The sequence below is a fragment of the Anaerolineales bacterium genome, assembly GCA_030583885.1.
Taxonomy (GTDB): domain Bacteria; phylum Chloroflexota; class Anaerolineae; order Anaerolineales; family Villigracilaceae; genus Villigracilis.
This window is the reverse complement of the sequence record CP129480.1, coordinates 1,074,446-1,098,262: the sequence shown is the minus strand read 5'-3', so window position 1 is coordinate 1,098,262 and position 23,817 is coordinate 1,074,446. Positions and strand designations below refer to the sequence as shown.

Annotated in this window: 23 protein-coding genes and 1 riboswitch; of the genes, 20 read left to right on the top strand and 3 right to left on the bottom strand. The window is 52.9% G+C overall.

Annotated features, from left to right (window positions below):
• Positions 1-9: 9 nt before the first annotated feature.
• From QY332_05500 to QY332_05490, 3 genes are all read right to left on the bottom strand, one after another.
• Positions 10-1,206: a serine hydrolase gene (locus tag QY332_05500; GenBank protein WKZ37383.1), complete on the bottom strand. Its 1,197-nt coding sequence runs from the start codon at positions 1,204-1,206 to the stop codon at positions 10-12.
• Positions 1,207-1,222: 16 nt separating this feature from the next.
• Entirely contained in the window at positions 1,223-1,768 is a 546-nt protein-coding gene (gene sigZ, locus QY332_05495; protein ID WKZ37382.1) for an RNA polymerase sigma factor SigZ, read from the bottom strand.
• A gap of 366 nt (positions 1,769-2,134) precedes the next feature.
• On the bottom strand, positions 2,135-2,572 hold the full coding sequence (locus QY332_05490) for a cytochrome c (GenBank protein ID WKZ37381.1): 438 nt from the start codon (positions 2,570-2,572) through the stop codon (positions 2,135-2,137).
• A gap of 343 nt (positions 2,573-2,915) precedes the next feature.
• Here QY332_05490 and QY332_05485 point away from each other — a divergent pair, with 343 nt between their 5' ends.
• The 20 genes from QY332_05485 (at position 2,916) to QY332_05390 (ending at position 23,747) form a co-directional block, all read left to right on the top strand.
• Positions 2,916-4,973: a histidine kinase gene (locus QY332_05485; protein ID WKZ37380.1), complete on the top strand. Its 2,058-nt coding sequence runs from the start codon at positions 2,916-2,918 to the stop codon at positions 4,971-4,973.
• A 30-nt stretch (positions 4,974-5,003) separates the two neighbouring features.
• Entirely contained in the window at positions 5,004-5,924 is a 921-nt protein-coding gene (locus tag QY332_05480) for a dimethyl sulfoxide reductase anchor subunit (GenBank protein WKZ37379.1), read from the top strand.
• A gap of 16 nt (positions 5,925-5,940) precedes the next feature.
• On the top strand, positions 5,941-6,597 hold the full coding sequence (locus QY332_05475) for a response regulator transcription factor (protein ID WKZ37378.1): 657 nt from the start codon (positions 5,941-5,943) through the stop codon (positions 6,595-6,597).
• 225 nt (positions 6,598-6,822) lie between these two features.
• Entirely contained in the window at positions 6,823-9,420 is a 2,598-nt protein-coding gene (locus QY332_05470; protein ID WKZ37377.1) for a molybdopterin-dependent oxidoreductase, read from the top strand.
• Between the two features lie 3 nt (positions 9,421-9,423).
• Positions 9,424-10,053, top strand: a complete 630-nt coding sequence (dmsB, locus tag QY332_05465; GenBank protein WKZ37376.1) for a dimethylsulfoxide reductase subunit B — start codon at positions 9,424-9,426, stop codon at positions 10,051-10,053.
• Between the two features lies 1 nt (position 10,054).
• Positions 10,055-10,966, top strand: coding sequence for a dimethyl sulfoxide reductase anchor subunit (locus tag QY332_05460; protein WKZ37375.1), 912 nt, complete (start codon positions 10,055-10,057; stop codon positions 10,964-10,966).
• 76 nt (positions 10,967-11,042) lie between these two features.
• A complete protein-coding gene (locus tag QY332_05455) occupies positions 11,043-14,039 on the top strand; it encodes a hypothetical protein (GenBank protein WKZ37374.1) in 2,997 nt (998 codons plus the stop codon).
• A complete protein-coding gene (locus tag QY332_05450) occupies positions 14,036-14,740 on the top strand; it encodes a molecular chaperone TorD family protein (GenBank protein ID WKZ37373.1) in 705 nt (234 codons plus the stop codon). The genes QY332_05455 and QY332_05450 overlap by 4 nt, the downstream gene beginning before the upstream one ends.
• Positions 14,737-15,909: a 4Fe-4S dicluster domain-containing protein gene (locus QY332_05445; protein WKZ37372.1), complete on the top strand. Its 1,173-nt coding sequence runs from the start codon at positions 14,737-14,739 to the stop codon at positions 15,907-15,909. The genes QY332_05450 and QY332_05445 overlap by 4 nt, the downstream gene beginning before the upstream one ends.
• Positions 15,906-17,231 (top strand): radical SAM protein, encoded by a 1,326-nt coding sequence (locus QY332_05440; GenBank protein WKZ37371.1) that lies wholly within the window; start codon positions 15,906-15,908, stop codon positions 17,229-17,231. The genes QY332_05445 and QY332_05440 overlap by 4 nt, the downstream gene beginning before the upstream one ends.
• 11 nt (positions 17,232-17,242) lie before the next feature.
• Entirely contained in the window at positions 17,243-17,416 is a 174-nt protein-coding gene (locus tag QY332_05435; protein WKZ37370.1) for a twin-arginine translocase TatA/TatE family subunit, read from the top strand.
• A 21-nt stretch (positions 17,417-17,437) separates the two neighbouring features.
• On the top strand, positions 17,438-18,220 hold the full coding sequence (gene tatC / locus QY332_05430) for a twin-arginine translocase subunit TatC (GenBank protein WKZ37369.1): 783 nt from the start codon (positions 17,438-17,440) through the stop codon (positions 18,218-18,220).
• A 1-nt stretch (position 18,221) separates the two neighbouring features.
• Entirely contained in the window at positions 18,222-18,437 is a 216-nt protein-coding gene (locus tag QY332_05425) for a twin-arginine translocase TatA/TatE family subunit (protein WKZ37368.1), read from the top strand.
• A gap of 106 nt (positions 18,438-18,543) precedes the next feature.
• Positions 18,544-18,702: riboswitch (molybdenum cofactor riboswitch) on the top strand.
• Positions 18,696-19,250, top strand: coding sequence for a nucleoside-triphosphatase (locus tag QY332_05420; protein WKZ37367.1), 555 nt, complete (start codon positions 18,696-18,698; stop codon positions 19,248-19,250). Its footprint overlaps the riboswitch before it by 7 nt.
• Entirely contained in the window at positions 19,247-20,731 is a 1,485-nt protein-coding gene (locus QY332_05415; protein ID WKZ37366.1) for an ATP-binding cassette domain-containing protein, read from the top strand. Before QY332_05420 ends, QY332_05415 begins: the two co-directional genes overlap by 4 nt.
• Positions 20,718-21,305, top strand: a complete 588-nt coding sequence (locus QY332_05410) for a methyltransferase domain-containing protein (GenBank protein ID WKZ37365.1) — start codon at positions 20,718-20,720, stop codon at positions 21,303-21,305. Before QY332_05415 ends, QY332_05410 begins: the two co-directional genes overlap by 14 nt.
• 11 nt (positions 21,306-21,316) lie before the next feature.
• Positions 21,317-21,943 carry a hypothetical protein gene (locus tag QY332_05405; GenBank protein WKZ37364.1) on the top strand — a complete coding sequence of 209 codons (627 nt, stop codon included), beginning with the start codon at positions 21,317-21,319 and terminating at the stop codon, positions 21,941-21,943.
• Positions 21,940-22,380: a molybdopterin-dependent oxidoreductase gene (locus QY332_05400; GenBank protein ID WKZ37363.1), complete on the top strand. Its 441-nt coding sequence runs from the start codon at positions 21,940-21,942 to the stop codon at positions 22,378-22,380. Before QY332_05405 ends, QY332_05400 begins: the two co-directional genes overlap by 4 nt.
• Complete coding sequence (locus tag QY332_05395; GenBank protein WKZ37362.1) at positions 22,380-23,117, top strand: energy-coupling factor transporter transmembrane component T; 738 nt, start codon at positions 22,380-22,382, stop codon at positions 23,115-23,117. The genes QY332_05400 and QY332_05395 overlap by 1 nt, the downstream gene beginning before the upstream one ends.
• Positions 23,118-23,126: 9 nt before the next feature.
• Positions 23,127-23,747, top strand: a complete 621-nt coding sequence (locus tag QY332_05390; GenBank protein ID WKZ37361.1) for an FmdE family protein — start codon at positions 23,127-23,129, stop codon at positions 23,745-23,747.
• Positions 23,748-23,817 lie beyond the last annotated feature (70 nt).

Genomic DNA, 23,817 nt, shown 5'->3' with positions numbered 1-23,817 from the left:
GGCTCTTGCTTATTCCATCTCGTTCACCAGGCTTTGCATGAACAACAGCCACGAGAAAGGATAATCCGTCTCGTCTCCAAGACGGACAATGACCATGTTCTTTCGCGGTGCGACGTATACGAACTGTCCATATCTGCCGGCGGCGGTAAAGTCATAGGTTCCATCGGGGTTGTTCAGTCCCCACCAGTGGTACTTGTAATACATGGACATTTCCGGTCCCGGTGAAACATCCCATGCGCCATCGGGGCTTGTGGATTCGAGTACAAAATCCTCGGGAAGGATCTGCGATCCGTTCCAGTACCCGTTGTGGAGAAAGATCGAGCCGAAGCGGGCAAAATCCACGGCGCGGGCATTGATACCGCTTTCCATTTTTTCAAAGCCCGAGACATCGCTGTCCAGACTCCATGAGGCGGGATATTCCGCGCCCATCGGCTTCCAGAACCGTTCCTGCAAATATTCCGCCACGCTCACGCCGGTCACTCGTTCGAGGACGAGCCCCTCCAGGAGCGGATAGTAATTGTTGTAGTGCCAGGCTTCGCCGACAGGCGCAACGCTTGCGCGGACGCGCACGGCAGTACGACGCAGGTCGGGGGAGTAATACGTCAGTGCGTCATCGCCAAAAGGACCGAGATATGGATTCTCGACATACCGGATGCCGGTGCTCATCAGCAGCAGGTCGCGGATGGTCATGTTGTCAAATCCGCGCCCCGTAATTTCGGGGACGTATTGGATCACGGGATCATTTACTGATCCGATCAATCCGTCTGCGACAGCCGCCATGATCAAAGCCGAATTGAACGATTTGGCGGATGAAAAAGATGTATGGATCGAGTCGGGTCCCATCCCATTGAAATATCCTTCATAAATGATTTTGTCATCGCGCAAGACAATAAAGGCATTCGTAGCTGTCAATTCGAAGAGTTCGTCCAACTTCTCGGTTCGTTCTTTTTGCACCATCGGGTCATACCATGTGATCGTTTTTGGCAATCCACCGAGGTTCCTTTCCAGTTCGGAAATTTCGCTGCCGTTGTCGATGGGCCGTCTCGAAAAGATGTAATAGTCATTGATGTCCGACTGCCCATACATCAAGATTCGCCGCGCATATTCGGGCGAGTCGTACAGGCTGACCGAGACAAGCACCGCGATAAAAAAAACGAAAAAAAACAGAAGCATCAATACCAGGATTCGTTTCAGTTTTGTTATCATTTTTTACCCTACAATATTATTTGGCACACTGTTCGCATTTGGGATGGTATTCCATGATTTTTCCCTGGCGGTCGAACTCGAAGTGACAGCAATCCAGGAACGCCTCTTTGAGTTTTTCCCGCGCCCGCTGCACCCGTGACTTTGCGCCTGATACCGTTATATTGAGTCTGGCTGCCAGTTCGACCTGGGAAAGCCCCTGCAGTTCGGTAAGTTCCAATGTTTCGCGGTATTTGTCGGGGAGACAGTCGAGCACCCCTTTGAGCGAAGCCGCAAGCTGGGACGCGGCATCAGGCTCCTCGTTGGGGGGAGAAGCGAGCGACTCGGAGAGTTCATCCTGCGGGCGGGAGCGGCGGTAATGGTCAACGATGGCGTTGCGGGCGATCTGATAGATCCAACTTTCAACGCGATCCGTCTCACGCAGACCGCCGATATGGGCATGGATCTTCAGGAAGACATCCTGCAGGATATCTTCCGCAGTGTCGGGATCGGAGACACGCCCTGCGATGAAGTTGTGAAGTTTGGAATGAAAATCGGTGTATATGGTCTCAAGACTGGGCAGCATGCCGTACTCCTATTGGGACTTGTCAGGAGTAGTATCCGTCAAATCAAACATCTCCATATCGGAAAGGGGGTGGAAATACGCCTCCGACTTTTGACGGATAGCGCGGGCTGGCGGCAGCAACCCGGTGCACCACCTTGGATCCCGCCTGAAAATGGCCCCATAAATGCGACACCTTGCTGCGTTCCGGGGAATATCCTCTTAATCGCGTACACCCCCATATTTCTAGAGACAATCCCGAACATCCTTATGCGCCAACATCAGAAAACCAATAAGGGAATATTGACCGGTGAAACAATCCGCCGGTCAATATTCCCTTATCCTAATTTCAATGGTTTCTACATTTTTATCTTGTGCTGGCTTGAAATATTACTTTAAGGTCAACACATAAGCCACAAGATCCTCTAGTTGTTGAGGGGTTAAAAGACCAGCGAAGTCTGTTGGCATATCCACATCAACGGCGGAGAGTTCAGCCTCCAGATAGGCATCGTGAGCCTGCGGGTAAATTATGGATTCCTTGACATAATCGGGCTCCATGCGGGTGCCAGCCAGATGCAAAGCAGGGCCCGGTGCAACCCCATCTTCCACAATGTCATGGCAGGCAATGCAATGGATATCAAACAAGGCCTTTCCATTCTCCGGCTGTCCAACGATTGGACCTGAGGCCTCATTGCCCTCTTGAACAGTCTGGGGGGTATATGGTCGTGCGGTTGGGGCCGCGACATTCCCTTCGGCCGAACCGCACGCTGTGACCAGCAAAGCAAACAGGACGATGAGGAAAACGGAAAGCTGTTTCATTTTTATCATGATGAATTCTCCTATCCATTCATACAAGCTACAATTGAATTTTCCATAAAGGGTTAAAAACGGACAAGCTGAAAAAGCACCCCAAAGCAGTGCATTCTTTCCATTTTTGAGTATTTAACCGCTTGGGTGCAGTATATTGGATAATGATTAAACATAAATCCCCCCAACAGATAGTTCGTCACTACCCAGGCGGGTGATTTTTCACACGGGGTCATTTCAATAATTGTATTAAAGATAGGCATCAATTTGGTGATTTAAGTCATTTGTTGTTCCAAGAGGAAGCTGATAGGATTGATCGTGAAGGGTCTTGGAAGACCCGCTTCACTGTAATCAATATCAAAATATGTCTCTCCTCCATTTTTTCTACGGCTTGTCTTTTGAGGGGTTGGGTCTGGCTGCCTATTTACAATTTAGAAGGGATGGAGATTTTCCACTTAAGCGTGAACTCCCCTGGCTGGCCGCTTTTGGCTTTGTCGGCGGCGCAGCCGGATGGGTGGATATGTTCCTTACAGACGGGTCTATTGGAGGATTGGAGAGCATCCTGGGTATTTTGCGCCTTGTACTTCATCTTTTAACGGGGATGCTAATTTTGCGTTTTGGCTGGGGCATTCTAAATAATCTGGAGCCACTGCCCGCCTGGAGTATCTTCATCCCCGGCATCCTCATTGTTCCAATTGCATTTGTCATCACCTTCGCTTCAACAACCTTTATCACCCCCTCCCCGATTGAAATCCCGATCGAAATCTGGACCCGTTATCTGCTCTACCTGCCCGGCAGTTTCATGGCTGGAATTGGATTCCTGCGGCAGTGGTATAGACATCGAAAATTGCAGCTGTATGATGTTTCCAAACTCATGCTCGGCGCGGGGTTTGCATTTTTATTTGAAGCAATTGTAATGGGATTGATTGTTCCAGCGGCGCCGTACGGCCCGGCCTCCTATTACAACTATGACCGCGTGGTTTTTAACGCATTCGCGGGGGAAAATTTCAGGGGAGACCAGACGTACGAACTGGGCCGATGGCTGGATGATCAAAGCGTCCTTAATTTTACCGGCCTGCCGATTGAAATATGGCGCATGTTATCCGCTCTGATCGTTACTTTTTTCGTGGTCAAGGCATTGGATGTGTTCGAGGCGATTCGCAAGCGTCAGTTACGGGCCTTGCAGGAGGAACGGGATCATGCGCAACAGGCTGCAATTGAATCCCAGATCGTTGCCCGCCAAACTGCAGAGACCTGGACGGGTATGCTGGTCAATATCAGTCGCCGCATCGCTGAACTTGATAATGTGGACGATATTTTGCTCTATATCACCCAGAATGTGCGCCAAGTATTGAAGACGGATTTTGCCGGGGTCGCGATTTTGAATCAGGAACATTCCATCCTGGAACTGAAGTGCTACTCTGATGATGTCAAAACCGAACTGGTGGTAAATGCATCCGTCGTAGTAACCAACCCGCAGATCCTGAACGTCATGCGCAGTTGCCAGTCATATCGGTCACAGGGTGGTGAACCTGTCGAAATGTTTGAGGATGTCCGTTTCCTCGAGAGTCAAAAAGCCAACGCCCTTGCGATTGTGCCGCTCAAAATGGAAAGTACGATTATCGGCGCACTATGGATCGCGCGTTTTAAAACACAGCAATTTTCCGAAACGGATCTGATCTGGCTGGAAAGTATCGCCGACCAGGTTGTGATCGCCATTCAGCACGGGCTGATGACCTCCCAGTTGCAGTCTTTTTCGATCACCGAAGAGCGTGCCCGCATTGCCCGCGAGATGCATGATGGCCTGGCACAAGTATTGGGCTATTTGAATTTGCAGGTCCAGACACTCGAGTCATTTTTGAGACAGGGTAAATCTGCAAATCTTCAAGCTGAACTTTCACAAATGCGTCAGGCAATCCAGACCGCCCATGCAGATGTGCGCGAGAACATCCTAAGCCTGCGCACCACCCTCGCCCAGGAGAAGAGCCTGGATACGGCTGTGGAGGAGTATTTGACGGAGTTCGGCATTCAGACCGGTGTTGAGACGAATTTTTCATATCGGGTCGAGGGAAACCTGAATCTTGCATCCGTTGCCGAGGTGCAGTTGATCTGCATCCTGCAGGAGGCGCTGACCAATATCCGTAAACATGCAAAGGCCCGTCATGTATCGGTGGTGATTACAAATCAAGGGAATGAACACCGGGGGCATATCCACATGCAGGTCATCGACGATGGCGTTGGTTTTTTTCATGTGAATTCGAAGCGTAATTTTGGTTTACAAACAATGCGCGAACGTGCCGAGAGTTTGGGCGGCACCTTGATGGTCAAGTCCAGGAAAAGGGGGGGCACACAGGTCGAGTGCGTCCTTCCATGCCTGCCCCACGAAAGAATAAGGAAGCCTAGTCTGGTGATTCATGGATGAGTGTACAATGTATGGAGCAAATGAAACCATATGAATGTCCGTGAATGGGCCTTGCCTGTTTTTACGATCCTGATGCAAGTTGCGATTGGGGCCATGTTTGTTTTGTGGTTGATCCGCGAGATAATGGGGCCGCGGATAAACCCCGGCCAATTGGATCGAATTATCCGTAACCCTATTCTGGTCATCTCCCTGACAACGGTGGCGGCGATGATCAGTTCTCATTTTCACCTGAGCAGACCGCTGCATTCTTTTTTGGCTGTCCTTAACTTCAAATCGTCCTGGCTGAGCAGGGAAATCGTCTTTACACTTTTATTCTTTTTGACAACCCTGCTCCTGTGGTATCTGCTCAACTTTGAGAATGATCGCCGCAAACTGGCTTGGGGTCTTGGCTGGCTGGCCAACCTGTTCGGCGGGATTGTTGTTTATTGCATGGCGCGTATCTACCTGTTGCCCACCCAGGTTGCCTGGAATTCGGCCGCCATGACGATTTCGTTTTATGTGACCACTTTACTGCTGGGCATCATGACCATCGCCTGTCTGATGATGCTGGATTTGAAATTCGCAGAAATCAAAAATACATGGGATGTCGACCTGCGTGCCCAGGTCATCAAATACTCCTTGGGCTGGTTCGCGGTATTTTCCTTCGGGCTGGTGATTGCCAGCGTGATAGTCACCTATTTTCAAATTGAGTATTTACGGCAGGGGGATATCGCAGCCAGAACCAGCCTGCGCCTGCTATTTGATCTGTATCTGCCGATTTTTTTTATGCGCCTCATATTGCTTGTGACAGCGGCATCCTGGCTGGGCCACACTGCCTTCCAACTGTATCGCCGCGGGGCCGCTCCGCAGGGATTGATCGTGCCCGTTTATATGTCATGCCTGTTGATCCTGGTAGCGGAGATCATCGGGCGGTTTTTATTCTACGCCACCCACGTCCGTGTTGGGATTTAGTCTGAAAGGTAATATCATGACAATCAAGGTTTTAATTGCAGATGACCATAAACTCTTTCGCCAGGGGTTGATCGGCTTGATGAAAACCCGCGATGATCTTGTGGAAGTGGTGGGCGAGGCGGAAACAGGGGAAGACGCAATTCTCCTGGCGGAGCAACTACGCCCGGATGTGATCCTCATGGATATTTACATGCCGCAGATGGACGGTCTGCAAGCCGCGAAGGAGATCCATGAACGTTTTCCCCAGATCGCGATCGTCATGTTGACCTCCTCTGAAAAGGACGGCCATCTTTATGAGGCTGTGCAGATAGGGGCTGCAGGCTATTTGTTAAAAAGCCTGGATGCAAATGAATTATTCGATCTTCTGAATGGCTTAGCCAGCGGTGAACCAGCCATGACACGCGCCATGGCTGGCAAGCTTCTAAAAGCTGTCGCCAACCGTCTGGCGGACGATGAAAAAGGGGAGCAGGTACTCACAGAAAGGGAGTTATTCGTTCTGCGGCTGGTTGCAAGCGGAGCAACCAACTCCGAAATTGCAGACAAGCTTTCGATTTCGATCAATACGGTTAAAAGCCACTTGAAGAATATTCTCGAAAAACTGCAGTTGGAAAACCGCACCCAGGCTGCTATGTATGCCCTCAAACATGGGCTGGTCTCTCCTCGCGAAAACTAATCACCCACTAGGGTGAGGGGGAATTGTCCATTGGGGCGATGTTTGGATATTGGTTTGAAGGTATCCTGATAGTGAAAATAGGCGCAAATGTGGCTTGAACTGGCCTTTTAATCCCTATCAGGAGAGTGCGAATGAAGATTGAAGGAAAAGGGTTCCAACCTGCAATACGAGGGGCAGCTCTTTGGAGCAAATTGAACCAACCGGAAGATTCCCTATGGAGGAATAATGACTGAAAAGAATTTCCTCACCAAAACCCTAAATGATACGGTACTCACCCGTCGCAGTTTCCTGAAATGGAGCGCGGCGCTTGGAGGTACCGCAGTATTGGCGGGTGGTGTGAACACTGGCCTGAAAATGGCTGAAGCGGCTGCGCAAACCTCTGCAGGAAAGTGGGTTTCTGCCGCCTGTTGGCATAACTGTGGCGGACGCTGTCTGCTTAAAGCACACGTCGTGGACGGCATTGTTACAAGTGTAAAATCAGACGATACGCATGAAGACAGCCCTGATTACCCTCAGCAAAGGGCATGCGTGCGCGGTCGTGCACAGCGAAAGGTCGTTTTTGGCGATGACCGCTTGAAATACCCCATGATCCGCAAGAATTGGGCACCCGGTGGCGGCGACAAGGAATTGCGCGGCAAGGATGAATGGGTGCGCATTTCATGGGAGGAAGCCTTTGATATTTATGCCAGCGAGATCAAGCGCGTCAAAGAGGAGTTTGGCAACGAATCCATCTTTACGGTACATTCAGGCGACATGGGCCGGGTGCTGGGCCTGTATGGCGGCTATGTAAACCGCTGGGGCAGTGTTTCCTGGGGAACCTGGCGTGAAGATTACCCTCATCTCACAGGCATTCCAGGAACCGGTGACACGTCTGGAAATGACCGCTTCAGAATGCGGAAAGCCAAGTTGATCGTGCTGTGGGGCGTGAATTCCGCCGTCTCCAGCAATGGCAACCCCACCTACTACTATCTGCAGGCAAAGAAAGCCGGCACCAAATTCATTTCAATCGACCCGTTATACAACGACACAGCCATGGCGCTGGCGGACGAGTGGATTCCCATTCGCCCGGGCACAGACACAACCATGTTGCTGGCCATGGCGTACCACATGCTCGAGAACAACCTGCACGATCAGGAGTTTCTCGATAAATACACGATTGGTTTCGATGCCGGGCACATGCCGGAAGGTGCTGACCCGAAAAATAATTTCAAGGATTATGTCCTTGGAAAATACGACAAACAGCCCAAGACCCCGGAATGGGCATCCGAAATCTGCGGTGTCCCGCCGGAGAAGATCCGCTGGCTGGCCCAGGAAATTGCTACCACCAAGCCAACCATGATCCAGACCGCTGGTGCGCCCGCGCGTATCAACAACGGCGAGTGCCTCCCGCAGGCCATGGCCACGGTAGGCTGGATGACCGGCAATGTCGGTTTTGTTGGCTCAGGCGTTGGCCCAAACATGCACAACCGCGCCGCCAATGCTGGCGGAGCACTTGTTAGAGCCGGCTCAGATGGCGTGAAGGGCATTGCCAATCCGCTGAACGAGGCTGGTACGCGCCAGAGCGCTCCCAACATCCTGAACAACTGTGAGATGTGGGAAGCCATCCTTTCCGGCAAATATCACGCCGGCTACAACGACATTCGCGATATTGATGTTCGCATGATCATCTCAGCAGACTTCGGAGATTCGCTGAACCAGAGAACTGGTACCATGAAAGGGATCCAGGCTTTCCGCAAAGTCGAATTCGTCGCGGTCCAGACGCTCTTCCTCAATACCTCGGCCAAGTATGCCGACCTTGTCCTGCCGGTCACCAGCCAGTGGGAGCAATTCGGCAACTTCCAAACCGGTGATCGCGATATGCTGATCTTCAACGGCCAGGTCACCGAACCGCTCTTCGAGGCCAAGGACGACCTGGAGATCGCCGTGGAAGTCGGCAAACGCCTCGGCTTGAATCCGGAAGAGATCCAGCCGCTCTCGGGTATGCAGATGGTCTACAACCGGCTTGCCGGTGCCGAGGTCAAGCTGCCGGACAACTCGGGGTTTGAACCGCTTCTGACCATCACGAAAGAGGATATCGCCGAGATGGGTGTGGAAGGCGAGCCGCAAAATGGCCGCATCACGTATCAGGAATTCAAGGAAGCCGGCATCTATCGCGTACAGCGCACTGCCAACGACAAGTTGGGCCACACCGAGTTATCAGGTTTCATTTCCGACCCGGAAGGCAAACCGCTCAATACAAGAACAGGCAAACTGCAAATCTATTGCGATGCGCTCTCAGAATGGGTCAAAGCAAATGGTTTCAATCTGAAAGACCCGCTGCCCAAGTACGATCCCCCCATTGAGGGGTATGAAGAAACCTATGCAGACTGGGACAACAAGGTCAAGGGCGACTATCCGCTACAGCTCTATACCATCCACTACCAGCGGCGCAGCCACTCTAGTTTCGACAGTGTTCCCTGGTTGCGCGAGGCTTTCCCTCAAGAGACTTTCATGAACCCCAAAGACGCAGCCGAACGCGGGATCAAGAACGGGGATGTGATCATGATCACAAGCAAACACGGGAAGGTTATTCGTCCGGTGCTCTTGACAAACAGAATCATGCCCGGTGTTGTCACGCTGGGACAGGGTGCCTGGGCTCAAGTCGACGAATCATCCGGCATTGATCTGGCGGGAGCGACCAATACCCTGAACGGCGATTACGCAACTGGTCAGGGACACACCGGCCACAACACCTGTATCGTTCAGGTGGAAAAATACAACGGTCCAATCGTATTGCAACCCGACTCCCAGTGGCCTCAGCGGATTGTCTTCAAGGAGGCATAAAAAATGGAAAAACAACTAGCTTTTTACTTTGATGCGAGTGCGTGCACCGGCTGCAAGGCATGTGCAATTGCCTGCAAAGATCGAAGCGACCTGCCAGTGGGCATCAACTGGCGCAAGGTCTATCAGTATGAAGGCGGCGGATGGGTTTCCCATCCGGAAAACAAGGATTTGCTGATCCCTAGCAATCTCTTTGTCTACTCCGTATCCACCGCCTGTATGCACTGCGAAAAACCCATTTGCATGGAGGTGTGTCCGGCGACTGCGATCACCAAGCGGGAGGATGGTGTTGTCCTGATCGACAATACCAAGTGCATCGGTTGTCGCTATTGTGAATGGGCCTGCCCGTATGGCGCTGTTCAGTTCAACGAGGAAAAGGGCTATATGACCAAGTGCGATTTCTGCCAGGATCTGCAGGCCAAAGGACAAAAACCGGTCTGTGTGGATGCCTGTGTCATGCGCGTCCTGGATGTCGGCGAACTGGATGAATTACGAGCTAAATACGGCAACGTGTCCGCCATTGAGCCGCTTCCAACGTCTGACCTGACTGAACCTGCTGTGGTAATCACACCGCACAAACACGCTCAAACAAGCGGCAGTGGAACAGGCCACATTCTGTCTGTAGAGGAGAGCTAAAATGGATATTCGTGAATGGGCTCTACTGATCTTTACGATCCTTGGTCAGTTGGCAGCCGGTGCGTTGCTGGTATTAATGATTGTGCGCGCATACGCTGCGGCAAAGGCTGGGGTTAAGGAAGCCGACCGGATGACAGATGGTCCGCTCTTCATGGTCGTTCCGATCATGGGCCTGGCATTGTTGTCCTCGCTATTACACCTAAACAACCTGGGCAATGTTGTCAAGGCAGTTCCGAATTTGGGAACGTCCTGGCTGAGCCGTGAAGTCGTGATCGCCGTGACGTTTGTGGTGATCGCGGGTGTATATACCCTGATGCAATGGCGCAAGATTGGCCCCACCATCCTGCGCGATATCATTGGCTGGATCGCGACGTTGATTGGTCTCGTGCAAACCTACGCTATGGCCATGGTGTACATGATTCGCACCCAGCCGTCATGGAACACGATTACCACCCCAATCACCTTCTTCGCAACTACCCTGCTCTTGGGAGCGCTGGCCGTTGCACTTGCATTAGTGATCAACTACAACAGCATCCAGAAAAAAGACGCCAAGGCTGGCGAAAAACAATTGGACTTGTTGCGCGGCGCCCTGCAGGGTATTGCGATCACTGCGATCATTCTGCTGGGGATCGAGTTCCTGGTACTGCCATTCTATATGGCACATCTGGGATCTGCCGCCCTGCAAAGCCTCAAGATAATGACGGAAACCTATGGACTCACACTCGTCATCCGCCTGCTGCTGGTCTTCCTAGGAGCTGGTGTACTGGCAACCTATCTTTACCGCAACGCGTCAGAAAGTGGCAAGGAAAAGACACTGACCATCCTGTCATCCAGTGCTTTTGTGCTGGTACTGGTTGCGGAAGTGATGGGACGTTTCCTGTTCTATGCCACGCATGTACGGATCGGCCTGTAGACAGGAGTAAGTTAACACGATGATGTGGGGCGGGTGAACCTTTTCACCCGCCCCACATCTTTTGGAGGATAACCTGATGATGGTCAAAAAATCCGCGTCCCTTTTATTTGCACTGATAGGGTTGTTATTAATGACCATTCCAGCGGGCAAAGCAAGTGCGCAACTGCAATCAAATGATGCGGTCCGTGTGATTTCCCTTTCAGACCTGGGACACGATCGGGCGAACGCGGTGATATTCACACCAAATGGGCATCAATTGATAGTGGCGGCCTCAGCGGGGATTTATTTGTTTGATTCACAGACTTTGTTCCAGGATCATTTTATACCGACGGGAACCTGGGTTCGCAGCCTGGCCATCTCGCCGGATGGCCACACCCTTGCAGCCGGTCTCTTTGACAATACGGCCCGGCTGTGGAGACTCTCTGACCTGCTGCCTGTGCATACATATGTTCACAATGACGGCTGGGTGCGAAATATTGCATTTACACCAAATGGGAGATGGCTGGCGACAGTTTCGGATGATGATATGATCCGATTGTGGGACAGAGAGAATACAACGTTGCAGCTTGTAATCAAGGAATTGAAAGGAGCGCGCACACTGGCCATCTCGCCAGATGGGGCAATGCTGGCAGTTGGACTTCAAAATGGCGCCATTCAGCTTTATAGCCTGCCTGATGGAGAATTTCTTCTAACACTAACAGGGCACAAAGATTGGGTACGTTGTCTGACTTTCTCTCCAGATGGGCAAAAACTGGCATCAGGGGCTTTTGATGCCACCGCGCGTCTATGGAATATCGCGAGTGGAGAATTGGAACATATTTTTTCAGGGCACCAATCGAGTGTCCTGGGACTGGCGTTTTCACCGGACGGAACCACACTGGCAACAGGATCTGTTGACAAGACCGTACGGCTATGGACCATTAACGATGGCAGTATGGATCGAGTCCTGGCTGGTCATGATGGTTTTGTGTACAGTGTGGCATTCTCTCCAGACGGTCAAACGCTTGCATCAGGTTCAGAGGATAACACCATACGTCTCTGGGATTTAAATATTCTTGACAACCATATGGCCGATCCGCCAGCCACTCCAGGTGATTGTCGGGTTTGTCATCATCCCATGAACAGCGCGAGTCCCCCGGCTGTGGTTGAGGTGAGGTGCGATGCCTGTCATCCCAGCGGAATTGGGCTAAATTGGTGCCCTTATTTTCCTCCCTCGCCCGGCGATTCACTTTTACTGCCGGTCTCCATGCAAATGGCCGGTCTGCCTGTACCGGCCCAGTTGTTGGATGTCTCCATTTTCTCCCCCTCAAATGGAGAAACCCTTTATTCCCATTATGACTATGTTGCTCCGGTGACTGTCAGTGGAAGGGTGCTGGGGATCAACGATCCACTGGCCGAGCTGGATGTCAGGTTGGAAATTTGGTCAGGATCAACAATGCTGTCCTCTTTGCATAATAATCCAGATTCGAATGGCTTTTTTGACTTTCTGCTGGGCGTTAACCCGGAAGGCCATATGCTTTTCATCAACGATCCTGCCGCCCCATTAACTTGTTCGGCCTGTCATGATGACTTTAATGTTCAAGCTTATCTTCCTTCAGGGGATTTGCGACTGCTTGTTGTAGCAACAACAAAAGACGGTACTGAGGCCAGCGATGAACGCTGGATAAGGGTAGACATCAGCCGGACAAGGAGGCTGAATATTGAAATCGAGGAGGGCGCCTCGAGAAAACCCCTGCATGGTTTAACGATCCAGGCCTTTACAAGGTTATATGAATGGCGTGGTCGTATTGCAAGTACTGCCAGCAATGAAGCTGGCGGGGCGGTGCTTGAACTGGAGATTTTATCCCAGGCCATTACCAATTATGAAATCATGGTTCCAGATCAGGTTGTTGACGGAATATTCTATTCCAGTCCAGAAACCAAGACCGTACTCCTTGACCCGGATGCAACCACCATACCGCAGGTCACCTTTAACGTTTTCGGACAAAAGGGACAAATCAACGGCCGGTTGACAAGCGACGACGATCATCTCCCGCAATCTGTGAAAATATGGGCGTTCGGTTTGCCTGCCGGACCTGATTTCTACACAGAAACGGCCAGGGACGGCACGTTCTCATTCACGAATCTCCCGGTTTCCGTGTACAGTGTTGTTCCAGATCCGGGAATTATGCGGTCAGACCATTTGATGGGAAGTCAACAAATCATTGACCTGACACAATCACCCATCAGCGATGTTGCGTTGGAATTACATTCGGTTGACGGACTTGTATGGAATGGTGAGGTCAGCGGGCAGGATGGCGAGTGGCTGCCATTTGCCTGGTTGACCACCCCAGACGGGCTCACCCACCAGGTGGAGCCAGAGTCGGGGAAATGGATCATCAATACCATGCCAGTGATTGAACAGGCCTGGGTAACGAACGCACCAGGATACTTTAGTCAGGAAATCGAACTGCCAAGTGAGGGTTTGGCACCCGCTCCATCAATTATGCTTGAACGCCGTCCGGATGTTGCTCTTGTGGCCTGGGGAGATGGCGAAATAGTAATTCCCAGCGAAACGCAAGCAAATGCCGCCAAAGATAGGATCAAATTTGAATCCGGATGGATTTGGGGATACAACCATGCTGCTCAGCCTTTTGTCCTTGAAACACTGGATGCAGAGATCAGATTATCCGATGGTTATTTTGCATTGGAGCGGCCTCCTGGAGGGATTGCAAGATTCTATCTGTTTGAGGATGGCAAGGCTGAGGTGCGCTCAAAAAAAACCGGGGAAATACTGGTGCTGCAATCCGGCAATATGGTGGTTTTTATGAAGGATGGCCATTTGTCAGAATTGCCTTATGTGCCGGCAAAAATATTGGCACTGGGGACGGAGGATGAATTGCCGCTTTCACCTGTTTGGAAGCCTGGTGTTTCGAAACAGATCCTGATCACATTATCCAAAATAAGCATCAGTACCGCCCAAATGGTTACTTTTATCACCTATATTATCGCTGTTTCATCACTGGGGATTGTGCCATGGTTCCTATTAAAATGGTGGTTAAAACGCGGTAAAGCCAACGGAGAAGAAAAATGACAGAAACTGCACCTAATCATGTTGAATGGAAACCAACGCTTATGGGCGAGTTGCTCTTGTTTGGATTGCTAAGCAGGGTAACACGATCGAACCCGGAGCGGGAATGGTTTCAAGCGCTAATCACTGAGGAGGTCTTTTCTGAATCGCCCCTGGAAAGGGATCACGCGGATATTGACACGGGTCTACATCTTCTGCAAAAATGGAGTCGGGAAAACAAGAATGGCATTTCGGATGAACAGCTCATTGCTTTGAAAGCGGATTACACTCGATTATTTGTTGGTATAGGCAAACCTGTTTCGCCTCCATGGGAGTCGGTCTATTTTAATGAGGATCGCATGATCTTTCAGGATCAAACACTTCAAGTCCGTGAGTGGTATCGCCGTTTTGGACTTGAGTCAGAGAAGTTATATAAAGAACCGGATGACCATATAGGTTTGGAACTTTCGTTCCTCGCCCATCTTGCCAAACAGGGTTTGCTGGCTTTGGATGAGAAGGATATGCCCGAACTCGAGAGGATTTTGCAGGCACAACGTCAATTTCTTTCTGAACACCCGTTGAAATGGATTTCACGCTGGTATGAGCTGATCAAAAAACACGCTACCACCGATTTCTATCGCGGCATCGCCCATTTGACCCATGGGTCTCTGCTGACAATTGCCGAAGAATTACAGATCGAAATGCCGAAAGAGGTCAGGTTGTGAGTCTGCTTAACGCCGCGGAACGGTTCGCCTCGATCGACCGTTCACAAGTTATCCTGGATTCCGCACGCTGCCTGCATTCGCAGGACCAGTATTCGGAATGCGCGGCGTGTTTCGATCTTTGTCCCGTTCAGGCAATCGCCGCCGGCCAGCCTCCAACGTTCGACATGGAACGCTGCCAATCGTGCCTCGCCTGCCTGCCTGCCTGTCCCGTCGGCGCGTATCGCGCAGATGACGACGTTTCAAACCTGCTTAACTGTGTCAGTCACGTCGAAGGCCAGCCCGTTGAATTACTTTGCGGGCTTCATCCAGACCCTGAAACGGGGGAAGCGGAATCCATCGGGATTCAAATTCAAGGATGCCTTGCAGGGTTGGGGAGCGGTGCGTACCTGACCCTTTCTGCGCTTGGACTGGAACGCATCACCGTCCGCGCTGACGCCTGCCCGGCCTGCACATGGCATTCCCTCCACCATGTAATTCACTCCCAAACCGAACGTGCAAACCGGTTCCTGGCCGCATGGGTAAGGATGGATCCAGTCCTTTGCCTGGATGAAGTCGAAGCGCCCGTTGCGCGCACCACTTGGAAGGCAGCCAATCCCCCGCTTTCGCGCCGCGACCTGTTCCGCTTGGTCGCGCGTCAGGGTCAGGTTGCTCTCGCCCGCGCCATGGAAAATGGCGTGGCGGGAAGCAAACGCCAACCCGGACGGGACAGATTGCGTTTGCTCTCCGCCGTATCCCATCTGCCTGATCCAGTGTCAACCGCCAATCTCGATGGACTTGGTTTCGCCACCCTCGTCATCTCCGAAACATGTACCGCCTGCGCTGCATGCGGACGAGCCTGCCCTACTGAAGCGCTGAGATTTAAAAAGAATGAGAATGAAATGACCTTCTCCATCTCATTCTCGGCGCAGAACTGCATCGGCTGTGATTTGTGCGGTCACGTCTGCCTGCCTGATGCGATCACCCTCGACCACACAGCATCCTTTGAAAAAGTTTTCAGCGTGAAGGAACCTGTCGTTGTGGAATCAGGCCCGATGGCCCGTTGTGAGCGCTGCAAAACATGGATGGCGGCACGTGACGGCATGAAATTATGTCAACTTTGTGAGTATCGCCGCACGCATCCATTCGGCTCCATGCTGCCGAGGAAAACCCAAAAGGAGCCGCATTCATGATTTTGGATGTTACAAAATCCACACTGCCTGAGATAAAAAATCCCGCCCTGCGCACCTATGCCAATATTTATGTGCAGATCTATCAGGATTTCATGGAGCAGGTGCGGCAGATGGGGCTTGAGATCGAGGAGCAGGATACAACTGCCGCGGCGACGCAAAAGATCATGGACCTGCGTAAAAAAGGCGCGGTCATACGCAACAGCGATAAGAGCATTTATATCAATCGGATTTCACCCTCCTGTGTGGCCTGCCAGACCGGGGCGGGCAGCTCGACCTTCTTCATTTCATTGAAGTGTCACCGTGACTGTTTTTATTGTTTCAACCCGAACCAGGAAAACTACGAGTATTTCCGCGAACATACCCGTGACGTGGTTGCAGAGCTGGATGAAACGCGCGCTGCGGGGCAGCGTCTTCAACACATTGCATTGACGGGCGGCGAACCCCTTTTGCACAAGGATGAAACGTATCGTTTCTTCGAGCGCGCGCGGGAGCTGTATCCGAATTCCCACACGCGCCTTTACACCAGCGGCGACCATATTGACCGGCCCGCGCTTGAGTCGTTGCAGAAATCCGGTTTGCAGGAGATCCGTTTCAGCATTCGCATGCACGATCTCGCCGGGGGACACAGGCATACATACGACAATATCGCCCTCGCCCGCGGGTACATCCAGAATGTGATGGTGGAAATGCCGGTATTGCCCAACACACTGGAGGAAATGAAGGATGTGTTGATCGAGCTCGACCGGCTGGGCGTCTTTGGGATCAACCTGCTGGAGTTCTGTTTCCCGTTCAACAATGTGGAAACCTATCGAGGGAATGATTACAAGGTCAGGGCCCGCCCCTTCCGCGTGTTGTACGATTACTGGTATGCAGGCGGACTGCCCATCGCGGGCAGCGAAACCGTCTGCCTGGGCTTGATCGATTTCGCGCTGGATGCCGGCTTGCAACTCGGTGTGCATTACTGCTCCCTTGAAAACAAACACACGGGACAGGTCCATCGGCAGAACAGCGGGCATAACCTGCCGAAGCACATGGCCTTTTCGCAAAGGGATTATTTCCTGAAAAGCGCCAAGGTGTTTGGAGATGACATTCCCGCGGTCAGACAAGCCTTTGATACATCAGGGTATGGCGATTACGTCATGAGTGAGGAACACAACAGCCTGGAATTCCACGTCAACAGGATCAGCAGTCTCAAAAAAATGGAGGTTGACATCGGCATTTCCAGCAGTGTGCTTGAAATGCGCGAAGCCGGTCCGGTGCTGCGCGAATTAAAAGTGGATGTCACAACTCCACAGACATTCCGTCTTTCAAAAGACATTTAAGGAGAAATATCATGTTTCATCTCGGAACCACAGAATTGGTCATCATCCTCGTCATCGTCATCCTGTTATTTGGCGTGGGACGCATCGGCAAGATCGCCGGCGAATTGGGCAAGGGCATCAGCAGTTTTCGCAGCGGATTAAAAGGCGAGGACGAATCGACGAAAGCCGAAGAGAAAAAGGAATAGTCTTTCATCGTGGGCGCAAACGTGACCGTCGCGAAAAAAAACAGGCGCAACTGGCGGGATGTCTTTCATGCATTTGGCCGCGCACACCGCAAAGCCAGCGTGCAGCTGGAAGATTCCGCGCCGCTGCTGAAGCATCTTGACGAATTACGGAAAAGAATCTTCAAGGCCTTCCTTGCCCTGGTCCTTGCGACCGGCATCAGCTTCGCTTTTTCGCAGCAGATCATCGAATACCTTGCCTCGCCGATCGGCGGGACGGAAAATCTCGTCTCCATTGAGCTGACTGAGAACATCGCCATCTTTATGAAGGTCTCACTGCTGGGCGGCTTTGTCCTTGCCATGCCGGTCATTGTGCACCAGATCCTGGCGTTCATCCTGCCGGGCCTGCACCGTAATGAGCGTATCTGGCTTCTCGTCATGGTCCCGTTCGCAACCCTGCTGTTTGCAGGCGGGGTCGCATTCACCTGGTTTGTGATGCTGCCGGTGGCTATCCCCTTCCTGATCAGTTTCATGGGGATCGCCACGCAGGTGCGCCCCGAAAACTACTTCGGGTTTGTCACCCGCATCATGTTCTGGATCGGCATCTGTTTCGAGATGCCGCTGATCATCATGTTCATGGCAAAGTTAAAGTTTGTGACCGCAAAACAGCTGATAAGCGGATGGCGCCATGCCATTGTTGTCATCGCGATCGTCGCCGCGGCAGTCACCCCCACAGTGGATCCTGTCAACATGGGACTGGTCATGGCCCCCCTGATGGGACTGTACGTCATCAGCATTGTTCTGGCCGCAATTGTCGGCAGAGGTTGAAATGGATATTTTTGGCATCGGCGGCAATGAACTGATCGTCATCCTGCTGCTTGCCGCCATCGTTCTCGGACCCGAACGCCTGGCACGCTCCGCACGTGAGATCGGAAAATTCATCAAGAATGTGAAGGCCTATTTCACATCGCTTTCCAGCGAACTCAAGGCGGAACTTGATGTTCTGGACGAATTGGAAAAGGTCAAAAAAGACCTGACTAAGTAGATTTCCATCACCCGGCCGGGTGATGAATAAAAGTACCCGTAATGATGATGTAAACAAACGACAAATCCGGTATCATAAAAACGGATGGAAGCCCCGCGCTCCATCCCATAACAAACCACTCCGATCCGTTCCGCCTAAAAGCAAACATCACGGCGGAACGGACGGTCCCTGCAAAGGGACAAGGGTTTTTCCGGAAACGGAAAAGCCTCCCGACATCCCGTCCGCAAACGGGATGGAATTGAAAAGGAGCGAAAGGCTGTGCAATCTGCGAAAAACTCGCCCGACGCTTTGCTGGCGAGTTTGATCTCCCAAAACAAGAATCAACCAAGACTGACCCTGGTCACAGGTCCAAGAGGGTCGGGCAAGACCCTCTGGTGTATGGATTTAATCGGACGCGCCCGCGCTCGGGGCTTGCAACCCGGCGGCCTGATCTCCCCATCCATTTTCATAGATAACATAAAAATCGGTATCGGGCTCAAGGATTTGCAGACGGGCGAACAGCGCCGTCTGGCCCACCGCAAAGGCGCTGAGGACGGGGATATTCAGACACAGGACTGGCAATTGGTGGCAGAGACCTTGGAATGGGGGAACTCCGTTCTTGAGAGGCTTGAGGCTTGCGATCTTTTTATCCTCGATGAAATGGGTCCCTTCGAATTCGAACATGGCGTGGGTCTTGTGGAGGGACTCCGCATCATTGACACTGCGCAGGATTTTCCCTGTGTCGTGGTCATCCGCCCCTCGCTCATGGAACAGGCACGTCAGCGCTGGCAGTGGGCGGAAGTGCTGGATATCTCTGCGGAGGCGGTTTCATGATCCGTATCCGCAATTTGAACGTCTGCCACGGGACAGCCCGCATCCTGCAAAATATTTCGTTTGATGTGAAGGCCGGGGAATGCCTTGTGATCACAGGTTCATCCGGTTGTGGCAAATCCACACTGGCGCATGTCCTGGCCGGCCTCATCCCAAAATCGATTCCCGCCAGGGTGGCAGGGAAGGCAACCATCGCGGATATGGATGTCCTTCATTCCCCTGTGGATGAGATCGCCTGCCAAGTCGGCATCGTTTTTCAAAACCCGCGCACACACCTCTTCCACCTGCGCGTGGATGATGAAATTGCCTTTGGTCCCCGCAACCTCGGCATGACCGAAGAGGAAGTCGCTGCCCGCGTGGACTGGGCATTGGAGTCGGTTGGGCTTGCCGATCTGCGCGAACAAAAACCCGCCAACCTCTCCGGCGGACAAATTCAACGGCTTGCCATCGCCGCCGCGCTTGCCATGAATCCGAAAGTGCTTGTGCTGGATGAACCCACCGCCTCGCTGGATGTGCCCGGCACGCAAAACGTCATCAAAACGCTTGAAAAATTGAAAAGGCAGTTCGGCCTGACCATTGTCCTGATCGAACATCGGCTTGCGGAGGTCCGCAGGCTGGCAGACCGTGTGCTCATTTTGGAGGATGGCCGCATTGCGGCACAAGGTCAATTCGAAGAGATGCTTGGTGATTACAAAACATTGCGCGAGTTTGGATTACGCCGCCCCACTGCCGCTTCCCTCACCGATTGGCAGGGACTGCTCATGCCGAACGGACATCACCCGGAAGGTCAATCTCCCCTGCTTGATCTGCAAAATATCACGGCCGGCTACGATGGTCATGCGATCATCCATGACATTAACCTGAAACTCTTTCATGGTGAATTCGTTGCACTGGTTGGCGATAACGGCACGGGTAAATCCACGCTGGCGCTGGCGGCGGCAGGGTTGCTCAAGCCCATGTCAGGGAATGTCACGGTCAATGGCACCTCCCGTCCGCGCCCCGGGCTGGATATTGCCCTGCTCTTTCAAAATCCCGCCGACCAGCTCTTCACCGATTCGGTGGATGAGGAAATTGAATTTGGTCCGCGCAACTATCGCAGGTTCGACGAGCATATCCACGAACAAACCCTTGCCAGTGCAGACCTGCTTCATCTTCGTACGCGCCGTCCTTTCACGCTTTCCATCGGGCAGCAGCAGCGTACAGCGCTTGCCTCGTGTATCGCGCTTCGCCCCGCCCTCGTCATCCTCGACGAACCCACCCTCGGTCAGGATTGGCGTCACCTGCAGCAGTTGATGGACTGCCTCGCCCGCCTGAATGAACAGGGGACAGCCATCCTGCTCATCACGCATGACTACAAACTCGTCCACCATTATGCCCGCCGCGTCATCCTGATGGAAGAAGGACGCATCACCCTCGACGGGAAAATTGCCCCCGTTTCGAAAGACAGAATCCATGCGGAGGAATTTATCCATGCCGCATGCTGACGCGCAGATCTGGGATGAGCGTTACACCAACGAGGAGCGGCGGCGGAACCATCATCCACCGCGCCCGTTGGTGATCTCGCACCTGGACTTGTTACCCCCCAACAGGCTTGTCCTCGATGCAGCCTGCGGCACAACCGCCACAGGGTTGCATCTCGCCGAGCACGGATGGCAGGTGATTGCCCTGGATGTATCGATTGCCGCTTTACGGCTCGCCCGGTCAAGGGTCCGGAACGAAGCGTTGCCCATCTCCTTCGCGCTGATGGACCTGACAGATCCCTGGCTGCCGGAGGATCACTTCGATATTGTCCTGAATTTTTATTATCTCTCACGCCCGCTTTTATCCACATATCGCAAGTCTCTAAAGCCCGGCGGATTTCTATTCTTTGAAACGTTTTTACGTGATGAAAATTTTTCTCATGAAACAGATGGAAGCCCGCATCATTATCTGGAGCCGTTCGAGTTGAAACACGCATTCAACGGCTGGGACATCATCCACTATGCAGAGACAAAACGAGACGATCGCCCGGGAAGAGCGCGGCGCATCGCCCAGATGGTGGCACGCAAACCGCTCTGAAAGGAAGATAAATGAAATTTACAACCCGCGAACTTGTGACGATGGCCGTCTTCGGTGCCTTGTGGGGCCTGGTGGAGATCACGCTCGGTTCGGTCTTCCACGCCATCGACCTGCCCCTGACAGGTATGACGCTGGCGATCCTCGGCATAATGGTCGCTTCGATCGGCAGATTGTTCGTACCGCGCCGTGGCTCGACGATCTTCATCGGCATCATCGCGATGGTCTTGAAATTGTTCAGCATCGGCAGTGCCGTCGTCGGACCAATGGTCGGCATCCTTGCCGAAGCGCTGATCGCGGAACTGGTTTTCAGCAGTTTTAGAAAGCCATCCATGCCCGCCTTCATGCTCGCCAGCGCGGGCGCGGCGTTGTGGACACTGGTTCAGCCGTTCGTGACAGGTGTGCTGTTATTCGGGCGCAACCTGCTCGTCATCTGGCTGGATTTGCTGGATGTGGGCGCACGTCTCTTCGGAATCCCATACCAGGCTGTATTCTGGATCGTCCTGACACTGGTCAGCATCCACTTGGTCTTTGGCGGCATCGGCGGCTGGCTGGCATGGCGGCTTGGTCATATTTTGAAAACACGGCTGGGCGGGGATTCGCCCGAGTCAGCCTACTATCAATCAGGAGAAATACAATGAAACGCATTTTGCTCGTCGCACTCGCTTTTGCACTGGCGCTTTCCGCCTGCGCGACAAAGCCGCAGGAATCAGCTGGAGCGGTGTTGAAGGTTTCGAGCGGTACCATCGAAAAAATCTACACCGCCAGCGACCTGAAATCGCTTGGGGAGGCACAGGCTGTCTTCAGGAATGTCACCTATGTCGGCATTCCGATGACCCTCCTGCTTCAAGACGCAGGCATTGACCCCGCATTGCTTACCGTCGTCAAAGCCGTTGCCGTGGATGGCTTCACTGCAAACTACGAAGCATCCCTGTTCATGCGTGACGATACGCTCGTCGCCTATGCCCGCGCGGATGGTCCGCTCGATGAAGAGGACGGCACGTTCCGCATGGTGCTCCCCGACCAGGAAGGCAAGTTGAATCCGCGCGAACTGGTTGAGATCATCGCGATCCCATAATGTTAAAGCAAGCCCAACCCGCTGTCATTGCCTGCTCCCATCCCAAGCCGCTCATTGGGAGTCTCGGTCATCTGAGCATCTTCCTCTGGGCGCTGGGGATGGTTCTTCTGCCGCCCGCCTCCCGCGGGATCATGGCCGCGCTCTTTACATTGGGCGCATTGGCCTTGATGTATCCAGCCGCCATTCAACGACTCGCGCGTCCGCGCTGGCTGGTGATCTTCGGCAGTCTGCTTCTGATCAACGTATTCTTCGGCGCAACTGATGACACCCCCGATTTGAGGATAGTGGGCTTGCCGCTTTCCTCCCTCGCCATCTCCAACGGCATCCAAATGACCCTGCGTGCCGCCGTCATCCTCCTTGCGGCGGACGGCCTCTCCAGCTCGGTCAACATCGTGGAGGTGGCCGGCTTGCTCGAGCGCAGCGGCTTGCGCGGACTTGGCTTCTCCATCGGAGTCGCAACTAATCTATTACCAGATCTGCGTCAATCCGGCATGAACGCATGGCACAGCCTGCGGATGCGCGGCGGTTTGCGCTCGCAATGGTGGCGCGGGATTCAATTACTGGTGCTGACCGTTTTCTCCAACGCGCTCCGCCATGCTGAGCAGATCGTCCTCGCAGCGGAAGTCCGCGCCTTTCGTCCCGAACTCAGCAGAACCATGTCCATTCGGATCGGCTCCCTGGATCGGTGGATGGTCGCCGGTTTCGCCATCCTCGGAGTGATCTTGATCCTTGGTTAGGAGCATAACATGAAGGCTTTATCCGCCCTGCTGGAAATTTCAGCCCGTGACCATGGTCACTTGTGCCCGCGCCAGATTCTCGGCGTGCGCATCGGACTCAGGGGCATCTGCTCATTGCAGCTCGAACCGAATCATGGCTGCAAGCGTCTCCTGGTCATCACCGAAACCGACGGCTGTTTCGCCGACGGTCTCTCCGCCGCCACGAACTGCACCGTCGGTCATCGCACCCTGCGCGTGGAGGATTATGGCAAGACCGCTGCCACCTTTGTGGATACGCACACTGGGAGCGCCATCCGCGTTGCGCCTGCGACGGATCTCCGCGATAAAGCAATTTTGTTTGCTCTTGATGAGCCGCGCCATTACTTCGCCCAAATGACTGCCTATCAAACCATGCCAGACGAAGAAATGATGGTCATCCAGGAAGTAGCCATGAACACGCCCATTGAGCAAATCATTTCACAGCCTGGCCTGCGCGTCAATTGTGGAGTTTGCGGCGAAGAGATTATGAACGGGAGAGAAGGGCAAGTTGGTGTTGTTACCGTATGCCGGAGCTGCGCTGGAGCGGGTTATTACCGATCTACCGTGGGAGTTGCAGGCGCCCTGTATCAATGTACCGCCCAAGATCAATAAACAGGCTTGAGACATCTCTGGCAGGGACTTTCGCTGCGGTGTCAAAACAACAGCAACCTCATAGTGGAAA